Annotated in this window: 11 protein-coding genes; 3 read left to right on the top strand and 8 right to left on the bottom strand. The window is 67.7% G+C overall.

The window, feature by feature from the left end:
* Nucleotides 1-7 precede the first annotated feature (7 nt).
* From thiL to hisG, 4 genes are read right to left on the bottom strand one after another with little or no spacing between them, the layout of a single operon-like run.
* The gene (gene thiL / locus BOS5A_RS08445; protein ID WP_151954779.1) at nucleotides 8-895 is read right to left on the bottom strand and encodes a thiamine-phosphate kinase; all 888 of its coding nucleotides are present in this window, start codon (nucleotides 893-895) and stop codon (nucleotides 8-10) included.
* Between the two features lie 30 nt (nucleotides 896-925).
* The gene (gene nusB / locus BOS5A_RS08440; protein ID WP_151954778.1) at nucleotides 926-1,381 is read right to left on the bottom strand and encodes a transcription antitermination factor NusB; all 456 of its coding nucleotides are present in this window, start codon (nucleotides 1,379-1,381) and stop codon (nucleotides 926-928) included.
* 55 nt (nucleotides 1,382-1,436) lie between these two features.
* Nucleotides 1,437-2,732 carry a histidinol dehydrogenase gene (gene hisD / locus BOS5A_RS08435; protein ID WP_151954777.1) on the bottom strand — a complete coding sequence of 432 codons (1,296 nt, stop codon included), beginning with the start codon at nucleotides 2,730-2,732 and terminating at the stop codon, nucleotides 1,437-1,439.
* Complete coding sequence (gene hisG / locus BOS5A_RS08430) at nucleotides 2,729-3,391, bottom strand: ATP phosphoribosyltransferase (protein WP_151954776.1); 663 nt, start codon at nucleotides 3,389-3,391, stop codon at nucleotides 2,729-2,731. Before hisG ends, hisD begins: the two co-directional genes overlap by 4 nt.
* A gap of 65 nt (nucleotides 3,392-3,456) precedes the next feature.
* Between hisG and BOS5A_RS08425 the strand changes: the two genes are divergently transcribed.
* From BOS5A_RS08425 to BOS5A_RS08415, 3 genes are all read left to right on the top strand, one after another.
* On the top strand, nucleotides 3,457-4,560 hold the full coding sequence (locus BOS5A_RS08425; protein ID WP_151954775.1) for a DUF2332 domain-containing protein: 1,104 nt from the start codon (nucleotides 3,457-3,459) through the stop codon (nucleotides 4,558-4,560).
* Nucleotides 4,561-4,645: 85 nt separating this feature from the next.
* Complete coding sequence (locus BOS5A_RS08420; RefSeq protein ID WP_151954774.1) at nucleotides 4,646-6,205, top strand: MFS transporter; 1,560 nt, start codon at nucleotides 4,646-4,648, stop codon at nucleotides 6,203-6,205.
* Nucleotides 6,206-6,342: 137 nt separating this feature from the next.
* On the top strand, nucleotides 6,343-8,088 hold the full coding sequence (locus tag BOS5A_RS08415) for a chloride channel protein (RefSeq protein WP_199857411.1): 1,746 nt from the start codon (nucleotides 6,343-6,345) through the stop codon (nucleotides 8,086-8,088).
* Between the two features lie 12 nt (nucleotides 8,089-8,100).
* On the opposite strand, the gene BOS5A_RS08410 is transcribed toward BOS5A_RS08415, so the two are convergent.
* From BOS5A_RS08410 to aroA, 4 genes are all read right to left on the bottom strand, one after another.
* The gene (locus tag BOS5A_RS08410) at nucleotides 8,101-8,382 is read right to left on the bottom strand and encodes an integration host factor subunit beta (RefSeq protein ID WP_151955911.1); all 282 of its coding nucleotides are present in this window, start codon (nucleotides 8,380-8,382) and stop codon (nucleotides 8,101-8,103) included.
* A 187-nt stretch (nucleotides 8,383-8,569) separates the two neighbouring features.
* Nucleotides 8,570-10,282, bottom strand: coding sequence for a 30S ribosomal protein S1 (rpsA, locus tag BOS5A_RS08405; RefSeq protein WP_151954773.1), 1,713 nt, complete (start codon nucleotides 10,280-10,282; stop codon nucleotides 8,570-8,572).
* Between the two features lie 292 nt (nucleotides 10,283-10,574).
* Nucleotides 10,575-11,216 (bottom strand): (d)CMP kinase, encoded by a 642-nt coding sequence (gene cmk, locus BOS5A_RS08400; RefSeq protein WP_151954772.1) that lies wholly within the window; start codon nucleotides 11,214-11,216, stop codon nucleotides 10,575-10,577.
* Nucleotides 11,217-11,219: 3 nt separating this feature from the next.
* On the bottom strand, nucleotides 11,220-12,554 hold the full coding sequence (aroA, locus tag BOS5A_RS08395) for a 3-phosphoshikimate 1-carboxyvinyltransferase (protein ID WP_151954771.1): 1,335 nt from the start codon (nucleotides 12,552-12,554) through the stop codon (nucleotides 11,220-11,222).
* Between the last annotated feature and the right edge of the window lie 75 nt (nucleotides 12,555-12,629).

Here is a 12,629-nt window from a genome sequence, read left to right as displayed (position 1 = left end):
AGCGCGGTTAAGCGTGATGCTGGAAGCCCAGATGCGCGGGCAGAGCGACGGGCGTTTCGCCGTCCCTCAAGGTCACGCCTTCGCCCGGCGCGAAGCTGCCGATGCGCGTCGCTTGCGCATGCGGGCTGGTCGCGGGGATCGCCGCGAAGAGCAGTTCGTAGTCGTCACCCGCGGTCGCTGCGGCCAGGCGATCGTCACGAAACGCGGCAAGCTCGGCAGAAATAGGCAGCAGCGCTAGGTCGATCGTGACGCCAAGACCGCTCGCCGCCGCCATCCGCGCGGCGTCGATGAGCAGGCCGTCGGACACGTCCATCATCGCATGCACCTGCGGAGCGAGCATCCGTCCCTCGTCGAGGCGTGGGATTGGGCGTCGGTAGCGATCGAGCAGCGCATCCGGCCCCCTCGCACCCTGCGCAATGGCGAGGCCCGCGCCAGCATCGCCGATGGTGCCCGTGACCCACAACCCGTCGCCAGCCTGCGCCCCCGAACGGGGCGGAGCAGGCCCGGCAACCCCGATCGCGGTCAGCGAGAGCACGCGCGCCGCTCCGGCCGCCAGCGACACGGTATCGCCGCCGAGAAGTGTCACGGAAAAACGGGTGAGCGCGCGGTGCAGCCCGTCCAGAAAGGCCGCATCCCAGGCCGCGTCGCTGAGCGGGTAGTTGAGCAGCACGCCTTCGGGCTTGGCGCCCTTGGCTGCAAGATCGGACAGGTTGGTCGCCAGCAGTTTCCAGGCGACATCGCCCGGCGGATCGCCAGTGAGGAAGTGGACACCCTCGACCAGGGTATCGGTGGTGAGCGTGTAGCGCCCCAGCGCAGCCGTATCGTCCGCAAGCAGCCGCGCACCCGGGTGGAGCGGCAGCGTGCGCAGACGGGCGAGAAACTCTGCTTCGTTCATCTCGCGGGGCCATCCACCGGGAAGACTGGCCTAGACCCGCACATCCCTGGCGATCGCATCGAGCAGACCGTTGACGAACCCCGACTCGCGTCGGTCGTGGAAAGCGTGGGCGACATCGACATATTCGCTGATAACGGCGCCGACCGGCACATCGTTGCGTGCAAGCAGTTCATAGGTGCCGCAGCGCAGGATCGCCTTCATCGGCTTGTCGAGGCGCCCGAGCGTCCAGCTACTCGCCAGCTTGGCCTCGATCGCGCGGTCGATCTCGCCGAGCCGCGCGGTCGTGCCTTTCACCAGATCGTCGAAAAAGCCGACCTCGGCTTCCGCATATTCGACATCCTCGATCGTGGCGCCGAGGCGGTGATTGTGAAATTCGTGCAGGAGCGACGGGATCGCCGTCCCCTCCATCTCGTGCTGGTAAAGCGCCTGGACGGCGGCGAGGCGCGCAGCGGCGCGGGCCTTGGTGCGATGGGCGGTGCGGGACATGGGATTCCATTTAGGGGGAAAGGCGGGGGTCGTCACCCTCGGCGGGGACCGACATTCAGTGGTTCAGGCGCAACCGCAGCGCGACCGAGGCGGCGTGGGCGGGAAGGCCTTCGGCATTCGCCAGCGCGACCGTTGCCGGACCAAGCGCCTTGAGGCTGTCTTCGTCCAGCCCGAGGAAGCTCGTCCGCTTCATGAAGTCGAGCACGGACAGCCCGGACGAGAAGCGCGCGCGGCGGCCCGTCGGGAGCACGTGATTGGGCCCGGCGACATAATCCCCGATCGCTTCCGGCGTGTAGCGGCCGAGAAAAACCGAGCCTGCGTGACGCACTTGGGCGAACAGCGCGTCGGGATCATCGACCGCGAGCTGGAGGTGCTCGGCGGCGAGCTGGTTGACCAGCGGCATCGCGGCGTCCAGCGTATCGGTCACGATGATCGCGCCGTTGGCGTCCCAGGCGGTACGAGCGGTGGCGGCGGTGGTGAGGTCGGGGATCTGGCGATCGACGGCGGTGGCGACTGCATCGGCGAAATCGGCGTCGTCGGTGAACAGGATCGACTGCGTCGTCGTGTCATGCTCGGCCTGGCTCAGCAGGTCGGCGGCGATCCAGTCGGGGTCGTTCTTCGCGTCGGCGACGACGACGATCTCCGATGGTCCCGCGACCATGTCGATGCCCACGACGCCGTAGAGTTGGCGCTTCGCCTCCGCGACCCAGGCGTTGCCGGGGCCAGTGACGACATCGACGGGCGCGATGCGGCGGGTGCCGTAGGCGAGCGCGGCGATGGCCTGCGCGCCGCCGACCCGCCAGATTTCATCGACGCCGACCAAGTGTGCGGCGGCGAGGACGAGCGGATTGATCTCGCCCTTCGGTGTCGGCGTGACCACGACCAGTCGTTCGACGCCGGCGACCCGCGCGGGAACCGCGTTCATCAGGAGTGAAGAGGGGTAGGCCGCCCGCCCGCCGGGGACGTAGATGCCGGCGGCATCGACCGGGCGCCACCGTGCACCGAGCCTGACACCCGCCGCATCGGTAAACGCGCTGTCCTCCGGCCGCTGGCGCTCGTGATAGGCGCGGATCCGGTCGTGCGCGAGGATCAGCGCGTCGCGCAAGACCGGGTCGAGCGCGTCGAAGGCGTTTCCACAGGCGGCCGGCTCGATCCGCCAGCCGGTTGCATCGAGATCGTGGCCGTCGAATTTCTTCGTGAACGCGGCGAGCGCGGCATCGCCTTCCTCGCGGACGCTCGCGAGGATGGTGCGGACATCGCGAGAGACGTCGGCGTCGGTTTCGCGGCGGGCATCGACCAGCGCGGCGAAATCGCGATCAAAGGTCGGGTCCAAAGTGGAAAGGCGGATCATGCGGCCTCGCGCGCCTCGACCGCCCGCCGGAACGCCTCGACCAGCGGCACGACCTCCGCGCGCGTCTTCATCGCCGCGCGGTTGACGATCAGGCGGCTCGTCACCTGCATGATCTCTTCCACCTCGACCAGCCCGTTTTCCTTGAGCGTCCGTCCCGACGACACGAGATCGACGATGCGCGGAGCGAGGCCGAGCGTGGGGGCGAGCTCCATCGCGCCATTGAGCTTCACGCACTCCGCCTGCACGCCCCGATTGGCGAAGTGCGCGGCGGTCACGTGCGGATATTTGGTCGCGACGCGCACATGGCTCCAGCCGCGTGGGTCGTCCTTCGCGGCCATGTCGGCGGGCTCGGCGACCGAGAGCCGGCAATGCCCGATGCCGAGATCGACGGGCGCATAGAGTTCGGAATAGGCGAATTCGGCGAGCACGTCGGAGCCCACAATGCCGAGTTGCGCCGCGCCGTGCGCGACGAAGGTCGCCACATCGAACGCGCGGACGCGGATCAGCTGGATGCCGGGATCGTCGGTCGCGAACCGAAGCGCGCGGCTGTCCTCGTCGCCGAACGCAGCCTCGGGACGGACGCCGGCCGCCGCGAGCAGCGACAGCGCTTCGGTGAGAATGCGCCCTTTTGGCACGGCGATGATGATCGGCATCGGCATAGAGGTGCGGGGCTTTACGCGGGGCCGTTCGCGGGTGCAACAGATGCGCCGAGGAGGAATGGCGCATGGCGGACGAAGCGGCAAACCGGGAAGCGTTCCGGATCCAGGCCTTCTACTGCTCGCGGATGGACGCGCCGATCTATGCGCGGCTTTGCGAAGTCATTGCCGACGCGCTCACCCCCGACACACGAACCGGCGCGCGCATTCTCGGCTGGGCGGGCGAACCGACGCGCGATGCCTTGCCGTTGCGCTTCGTCGGTGGGCTCCATGCGCTGGTGCAGGCGGGCAGCGATTCCGGGCTCGCGGCGGTGTTTCGCGGTGAGATAACCGACCGGGAAGCGATCGCGACTGCACTCCGGTCAGCCCTTCATGCGCATGACGATGCGCTATTGCCATGGCTCGACGGCCCGCCGCAGACCAACGAGCCGGGACGATCGGCCGCGCTGATGCTCGGCCTCATGGAAATCGCACGGCGACATGGACCGCGTCTAGAAATCCTCGAGATCGGATCGAGCGCGGGGCTGAACCTGCTGATCGACCGCTATCGCTTCGATCTGGGCGGAGTGACGGTCGGGCCGGACGACGCGCCGGTGACGATCGCCCCGGAATGGCGCGGTGTAGCGCCCGAACCTGTGCCGGTAGAGATCGTTTCCATCCGCGGATGCGACGTCCAGCCGCTCGACGCCACCGACCCTACGGTTGGGGCACGGCTCGCCGCCTATGTCTGGGCCGAAACCCCGGAGCGGGCCGAGCGCCTGCGCGGGGCGATCGCGATGCAGCGCGATCGGGGCGTGATGCTCGAACGCGCGGATGCCGCGGCGTGGCTCGCCGAACGCCTTGCCGTGCCGCAGGACGCGGGCGTCACGCGGGTGTTGATGCATTCCGTCGTCTGGCAATATCTGCCGGACGAAACCGCGCAGGCGATCCGCGAGATGATGAATGAGGTGGGCAATCGCGCAACGCCCGAACGTCCGCTCGGCTGGGTGATGATGGAGCCGGACCGCGCGCTTGCCCAACAGGTCATTCGCGTGAAGAGCTGGCCGGGGCACGCCGCAACTGCCGTCATCGGAACAGCGCATGCCCACGGCACATGGGTTCGTGGCGGGTTGGCGCACGATCCCGGTGGCGACTATCCGATCCCCGCATCGGCGCATGTCGTCACGGGATAGGCTGCGGGATTGCTCGCCAAATCGTCCTGTGCTCTGGCGGAGATGGGCAGCGAGAGCGCGCCGGGTTAGCGACGGGGCAGGGGTGATGGAATCGATCCTGGCAGGGCGGCGGGCGCGGTGGGCGTTCGTGGCCGGCTGTGTTGCGGTGACGGCGGGCGTCATCCTGCACCTGCCGATGTTCCTGATGGCCCGGTCGATGCACTACCACATGGCCGGGATGCCGATGGACGCGGGGATGCTGTTCGGCATGGCGCTGATCGTCGGCGGGACCGGGCTCGCCGGCTACGGCCTGTTGCCACGCGACGCGCTGCGGCTGCGCGCCCGTTTGCGGCACATGGTCGTCGAGGGGCCGCAGGACGCGCCGCTCGGCTCGGCGCACTGGGTGATGATGGGCGCGCTCGTCGTCGCACTGACGATCGACGTCATGAAGCCGGCCTCGCTCGGTTTCACGCTGTCTGGAATGACTGAAGAGTACGGAGTGCTGCGCGCGACCGCGTCGCTCGTGCCGTTTGCCGCACTGTCGGGGACCGTCGTCGGGTCTATCGTCTGGGGTTTCGTCGCGGATATCTATGGGCGCAAGGCATCGATCCTGCTGTCTGCGGTCATGTTCGTCGGAACCTCGATCTGCGGCGCGATGCCCAGCCTGGCATGGAACGTCGCGATGTGCTTCATGATGGGCGCCGCGGCCGGCGGAATGCTGCCCGTGACCTACGCGCTGCTCGCCGAGATGATGCCCAACCGTCACCGCGGGTGGAGCCTCGTTCTCGTCGGCGGGCTGGGGGCGGCGGGCGGCTATTTTGCCGCGAGCGGGCTGTCGGCGATCCTCCAGCCCATCTTCGGCTGGCGCATCCTGTGGCTGGCGAACCTGCCCACCGGCCTCCTCCTGATCTTCCTCGGCCGCCTGATCCCGGAATCGCCACGCTATCTTGTGGTGCAGGGTCGCTTGAAGGAAGCGGCCAGCGTGCTGCGGCGCTTCGGCGGCGGAGAGGTTCGCGAGGAGCGTCCGGCGGTGCGTCCTACCGACGCCGCGACCCCGGTTCCCGCGCTCCGCAAGGGCGGCGCGCTGATGGCATTCAGCATCGTCGCGCTCGCCTGGGGATGCGCCAATTTCGGATTGCTCTTGTGGTTGCCCGCCGATCTCGTCGCGCGCGGCTACAGCGTCGGCGTGGCGAGCGCGCTGCTCGCAAAGGCTGCGCTGATCGCGGTGCCGACGATCTTCGCCGCCGCGCTGCTCTACAGCCGGTGGAGCAGCAAGGGATCGTTGATCATCGGAATCGCCGTCCTCGTCGTCGGATTGGGCGGTGTTCTCTGGATCGAGCGGCAGGCAGGCGAGGTGAGCCCGGTGCTGCCGGTCGCGGCGCTCATCATCGGCGTCAATGCGATCATCGCGATCCTACTGCCCTATGTGGCCGAGAGCTTCCCCGCGCGCGTTCGCGGCCGCGCGACGGGCTGGGTCGCGGCGTGCTCGAAGGCCGGTGGACTCGGCGCGCAGGCGCTCGCGATCGCGGGGGCGGTGCCGCAGTTGGCGACGGTCGCCGCGCTGATCCTCGTGCCGGCGGCGCTGTCGCTCGCACTCATAGCCTGGCTCGGTCGCGAGACGCGCGGGACCGATCTCAATCAGCTGGATACCGCGATCCACGCCTGAAGCGTGAACGGCTGCGGTTGTTCGCCGCGGTGCCCTGTGCAAGGAGCGGTTTGCCCCGAAACCCTCCAGGCAGGTCCGCGCAGTTGAGCGAACGTCGCCCCATCACCCCGCCAAGATCGCACCGTCATCCCTTCGACCTGCCGCGGATCGAGCGGCCGACCGTGCTGCTCAACCGGTTCCAGCGCTGGGCGCGATCGAACGAAAGCGTTTTCATCCTGCTCGCGACAGCGGTCGGTGCGCTGGCCGGGCTGCTCAGCGTGATCCAAGGCGGGATCGCGCGCGGGTTGCAGCATCTCTTCTACGGCACACCGTCGGGCGTCCACCTGAGCGCGATGGACCGCATCGCGACGACAAGCCTGATTGCCTTGCCGATCGGCGGTTTGGTGCTGGCGGGTTTCACTTGGGCGACGCGGTCGCGCAAGCGCAACCTCGTCGACGCGGTGGAGGCCAATGCGCTGCACGGCGGGCGGATGACGCTTGGCGACAGCCTCATCGTCTCCGGCCAGACGATCATCTCGAACGGTTTCGGGGCGTCGGTTGGGCTGGAGGCCGCTTATGCGCAGATGGGCGCGGCGACGGGATCGATCGTCGGTCAGTGGATGAAGCTGCGGCGCAAGGACCTGCGCAATCTTGTCGGGGCGGGGACGGGGGCCGCGATCGCCGCGGCGTTCGGCGCGCCGCTGGCGGGCGCCTTCTATGCGTTCGAGATCGTGATCGGCGCCTATACCCCGTCGAGCCTGGCGCCGGTCGCCGCGGCGGCGCTGTCCGGCACGCTCGTCGCGCAGGTTCTCGGGGCGCAGCCCTATGTCATTTCCGCGCAGGCCGGCCTGCCGGTCGAGCCACACCACTTCCTCGTCTATGCGGGGCTCGGCGCGGTCTGCGCGCTCTTCGGCATATTGCTTATGCTCGCGGTGTCGCAGATGGAGCGGCTGGCGCGGCTGTTGCCCGGTCCCGACTGGCTGCGTCCGGCGATCGGCGGATGCGTGATGATCCCGCTCGCGATGTGGACGCCGCAGGCCCTCTCGGCCGGGCACGGAGCGCTCTACACCAATCTCGCCTTCGGGGTGCCGCTCGGTGTCCTGCTCGCGGCGCTGGCGGCGAAGGCGCTGGGGTCGATCGTATCGCTCGGCTTCGGCTTTCGCGGCGGTCTGTTCTTTGCCTCGCTGTTCCTGGGATCGCTCCTCGGCCATGCGTTCGCGATCATCCTCGCCAATGCGGTGGGCCATGTCGTCATCGATCCGCGCAACGGTGCGCTCGTAGGCATGGCGGCGCTGTCGGTGGCGGTGATCGGCGGGCCGATGACCATGGCGATGATCGTGCTGGAGGCTACCCACGACTTTACCCTGACCGGTGCGGTGCTGGCGGCCGCGCTCGTTTCCTCGACACTGGTGCGCGAGACGTTCGGCTATTCCTTCTCGACGTGGCGCCTGCATCTTCGCGGCGAAACGGTAAAGAGCGCGCGCGACGTCGGGTGGGTGAAGACGCTGACGGCGGGCAGCATGATGCGGCGCGAGGCGAACCCGACGCCCGCCGATATCACCATCGCCGAATTCCGCCGCCGTTTCCCGCTTGGTTCGACGAGCCGGGTCGTCTTGGCGGACGGGGAAGGGCATTATGCTGGCATCGCCCAACCGTCAGCGGCGTATCGAGACGGTATCGACGAGAGCGCAGAGGTGCGAACGATCGCCCGCGCGCAGGACGCAGCGCTGAAGCCGGACATGGATATCGTCGCGGTCATGCGCGCGTTCGACACGCTGGGCGGCGACGAGCTTGCGGTCATCGGTCCGGATCGCGGCGTGCTGGGGCTGGTGTCCGAAGGCTATGTCCGCCGGCGCTACGCCGAGGAGATCGAGAAGGCGCAGCGCGACCTGTTCGGGGAATAACTGCTTCGTCCGTCAGCCCATGTTGAGGCGGACGCGCATATCCTTGCCCGGCTTGAAGTAGGGTACGCGCTTCGCTTCGACCGGCACCAGTTCGCCGGTGCGCGGGTTCCTGCCGGTGCGAGCATCGCGGGCGCGGGTGGAAAAGGCACCGAAGCCGCGAAGCTCTACGCGGCCGTCATTGGCGAGGCGCTTGCCGATCTCATCGAAGAAGACCGTCACGATCGTCTCGATATCGCGCAGCGACAGCTCGGGATTGTCCACCGAAAGCTGCTGAACGAGTTCGGAACGGATCATCGCTTCCCCCAGGGTTTGAACGGGTAACAGGGTCATCAAACCGGACAATAGGTCCGTTTCGACATTGATACAGATGCGCGGCAAAAATATTGGACGGATCGGACATTACTACTCTGCCCGCCGCACAAAAAGAAGGGGCCGGCGCTTTTTCTGCGCCAGCCCCGATACTTAGGTCAGGATACCAGCCTTAGTTCTTGGTATCGCGTGCCTTCAGCGCCTCGCCGAGAATGTCGCCGAGCGACGCACCCGAGTCGGACGAGCCATACTGCGCCACCGCCTGCTTTTCTTCGGCGATCTGCATCGCCTTGATCGAGAAGGTCGGCTTCTTCGAACGATCGAAGCCGGTGACCATCGCGTCGAACTTCTGCCCGACCTGGAAACGCTCGGCGCGCTGCTCGTCGCGGTCGCGGCCGAGATCGGTGCGCTTGATGAAGCCGGTCGCACCGTCGTCGCCCGCCTGCACTTCGAGGCCCGCGTCGCGCACTTCGAGGACGGTCACGGTGACGACCTGGTTCTTGTTGAGACGCTCGCCAGCCGCGGCGATGCCGCCTGCTGCCGGGCCGCCACGCTCAAGCTGCTTCATGCCGAGCGAGATGCGCTCCTTCTCGGCATCGATGTCGAGCACGACCGCCTGGACGGTCTCGCCCTTGCGGTGCAGCGCCAGCGCGTCCTCGCCCGACACGCCCCAGGCGATGTCCGACATGTGGACCATGCCGTCGACGTCGTTGTCGAGGCCGATGAACAGGCCGAATTCGGTTGCGTTCTTAACTTCGCCCTCGACGGTCGAGCCGATCGGATGGGCAGCGGCGAACGCTTCCCACGGATTGTTGATCGCCTGCTTGAGGCCGAGCGAGATGCGACGCTTCTCGGCATCGACCTCGAGGACGACGACTTCGACTTCCTGGCTGGTCGAGACGATCTTGCCCGGATGAACGTTCTTCTTCGTCCAGGACATTTCGCTGACGTGGACGAGGCCCTCGATGCCCGGCTCCAGTTCGACGAACGCGCCATATTCGGTGATGTTCGTGACGCGGCCCGACAGCTTGGCGCCGACCGGATACTTGACCGATGCGGCCTCCCAAGGATCGCTCTCGAGCTGCTTCATGCCGAGCGAGATGCGCTGGGTGTCCTTGTTGATGCGGATGATCTGCACCTTCACCGTGTCACCGATGTTCAGGACTTCCGACGGATGCCCGACGCGCTTGTAGCTGAGGTCGGTGACGTGCAGCAGGCCGTCGATGCCGCCGAGGTCGACGAACGCACCGTAATCGGTGATGTTCTTCACGACGCCCTCGATGATCTGGCCCTCGGCGAGGCTGAGGATCAGGCCCGAACGCTGCTCGGCGCGGGTTTCCTCGAGCACCGCGCGGCGCGACACGACGATGTTGCCGCGCTTGCGGTCCATCTTCAGGATCTGGAATGGCTGCGGGATGTCCATGAGCGGGGTGACGTCGCGCACCGGGCGGATGTCGACCTGCGAACCCGGCAGGAAAGCGACGGCGCCCGACAGATCGACGGTGAAGCCGCCCTTCACGCGGCCGAAGATCACGCCTTCGACGCGGGCCGATTTCGAGAATTCCAGCTCCAGCTTGTCCCAGGCGGCTTCGCGGCGGGCGCGGTCGCGCGACAGCATCGCTTCGCCGTGCATGTTCTCGACGCGGTCGACATAGACCTCGACCTCGTCACCCACCTTCAGCTCGGCCTTCTGGCCGGGAGCGGCGAATTCGCGCAGCGGCACGCGGCCTTCGGACTTCAGGCCGACGTCGATGACGGCCAGGTCGTTCTCGATCGCGGTGACGGTGCCGTGGACGACGCGGCCTTCGAAACTGTCGGTCTGGCCGAACATGTCGTCCAGCATTGCGGCGAAATCGTCGCGGGTGGGGGTTGCCGTAGTGGCCATAAAGAGTAGCGTTCCTAAGTCGTTCGTTTCCGGCCAGCCGGTTGGTTCCGGCGGTCTTGGCCTTCCTTGCCGCGGCGGCCGATTGCCGTTCGCGGCATCCCGTGCCTAATCGGCGGAGGGCTTCTACGCGGATGCGCAAAAATGGGCGCTTGCGGCAATGCCGCACGCCGACCTCCGCGAAACCAAGCCCGCAGGACCGCGCGCCCTTAGCGCAAGGGCGTCACAAGGGCAAGCGGATCGACCGAGGCGCGGATGCGCTGAGGCTCTCCTCATGCCAAGGGAGGGGAGTCCGTTAGCCGACAGCGGCGCGCTTCGTCCCCAGCCGCGTCTCGACGAGCGTGATCGCCTTCTGCACCGATGCCTCGATCGACAGGAAGCTGGTATCGAGCAGCGCGGCGTCGGGCGCCGGCACCAGCGGGGCGGTGCTGCGGCTGCTGTCGCGAAGATCGCGCGCGCGAATGTCGGCCAGCACCTTGTCCAGACTGACGAAGCTGCCGTGCGCCGAAAGCTCGGCATGGCGGCGTTTCGCGCGGATCGATGGCGTCGCGCGGATGAAGAGCTTCGCATCGGCGTCGGGCGCGATGACCGTCCCGATATCACGCCCATCGAGCACCGCGCCCCCCGGTTGATGCGCAAACCGCTTCTGCCGGTGGAGGAGGGCGGAGCGCACGAGCGGATGCGCGGAGACGACCGAAGCGAGCTTGCCGATCTCGTCGTCGCGAAGATGCGGATCGGCGAGCGTCAGCTCGTCGAAATCGCAGGCCGCAACCGCGTCGGCCTCGATCGCCGGATCGAGCTCGAGCCGCTGCACGGTCGCGGCAACCGCGCGGTAGAGCAGCCCGGTATCGAGGTGCGGGAGATTGTAATGGCGGGCGAGCGCCTTGGCGATCGTTCCCTTGCCCGATGCGGCCGGCCCATCGACGGCGATAATCATAGACTAACGCGACCCCCCGGTCAGTTCTGCAAGCGTCTGGAAAAATGCCGGATAGCTGGTGGCGACCGGCGACGCATCGTCGATGGTGACGGGTTTGGCGGCATGAAGTCCAGCGACGACCATGCTCATTGCGATGCGGTGATCGAGTTTCGAGGCGATCTGCGCGCCGCCCGCGATCGACCCGCCGCCCGTGCCGTCGATCGACAGGCCGTCCTCATGCTCGGTGCAGGAAACGCCGCATGCTTCCAGCGCGGCGCGCATCGTCCCGATCCGGTCCGACTCCTTGACCCGCAACTCGTGCGCGCCGCGCGCAACGGTGCGGCCCGAGGCGAAGGCCGCCGCGACGAAAAGCGCGGGATATTCGTCGATCATCGACGGCGTAAGCTCGGGCGGCACGTCGATTGCGGAAAGGGGGGCATGGCGGACGATCAGGTCCGCGACCGGCTCGCCGCCGATCGTGCGGGGCTGCGCCTCGCTGATATCGGCACCCATCATCCTGAGTGCAGTGATGAGTCCGGTGCGGGTCGGGTTCAGCCCGACATTGCCGATCACGATGTCGCTTGCCGGGACGATAGACGCGGCGACCATCCAGAATGCAGCGGAAGACGGATCGCCCGGGACGACGATCTGCTGCGGCTTCAACTCCGCTTCGCCGGTGATCCGGATGACCCGGCCTTCGGAGCCTTCTTCCACGCTCAACTTGGCACCGAAGCCGGCGAGCATCCGCTCGCTATGGTCGCGGGTCGGAACCGGCTCGATGACCGTGGTGATGCCCGGCGTGTTCAGTCCGGCGAGCAGGATCGCCGACTTCACCTGCGCGGAGGCGACCGGCAGCGTGTAGGTGATCGGCACCGCCGGACACAGGCCGCGGACCATCAACGGCAGCTTGCCGCCGGGGCTCGCGGTGATGTCGGCGCCCATCGTGCCCAGAGGAGCGATGACTCTGCCCATCGGGCGCCCCGACAGGGAGGCATCGCCGACGAAGGTCGCGGTGATCGGATGGCTGGCGACCAGCCCCATCAGCAGCCGCGTCGAGGTGCCGGAATTGCCCATGTCGAGCGCTTGTGCCGGCTGGAGGAGCCCACCAACGCCGACCCCGTCGACGTGCCAGATGCCATCATCGTCGCGCGCGATCGTCGCACCCATCGCCCGCAGCGCAGCCGCCGTGGCGAGGACGTCCTCGCCCTCGAGAAGCCCCTCGATCCGGCTGCGCCCGACCGCGAGCGCGGAAAACATCAGCGCGCGGTGGCTGATCGACTTGTCGCCGGGCACGCGGGCGGTGCCGGCAAGTGCGCCGCGCGGGGCGCTTTCGAAGGGGCGAGGGGCTGGGTGCGACATGGGCGGTGCGCGCTTTGACAGTGCGCTTGCGCTATGGCAAGGCGCCCACCACTTTGCCGGGGACACCCCCGCAAT

The sequence above is a fragment of the Sphingomonas sp. EC-HK361 genome (assembly GCF_902498785.1).
Taxonomy (GTDB): domain Bacteria; phylum Pseudomonadota; class Alphaproteobacteria; order Sphingomonadales; family Sphingomonadaceae; genus Sphingomonas.
The sequence above is the reverse complement of the archived record's forward strand: the minus strand, read 5'-3'. Positions and strand labels throughout refer to the sequence as shown.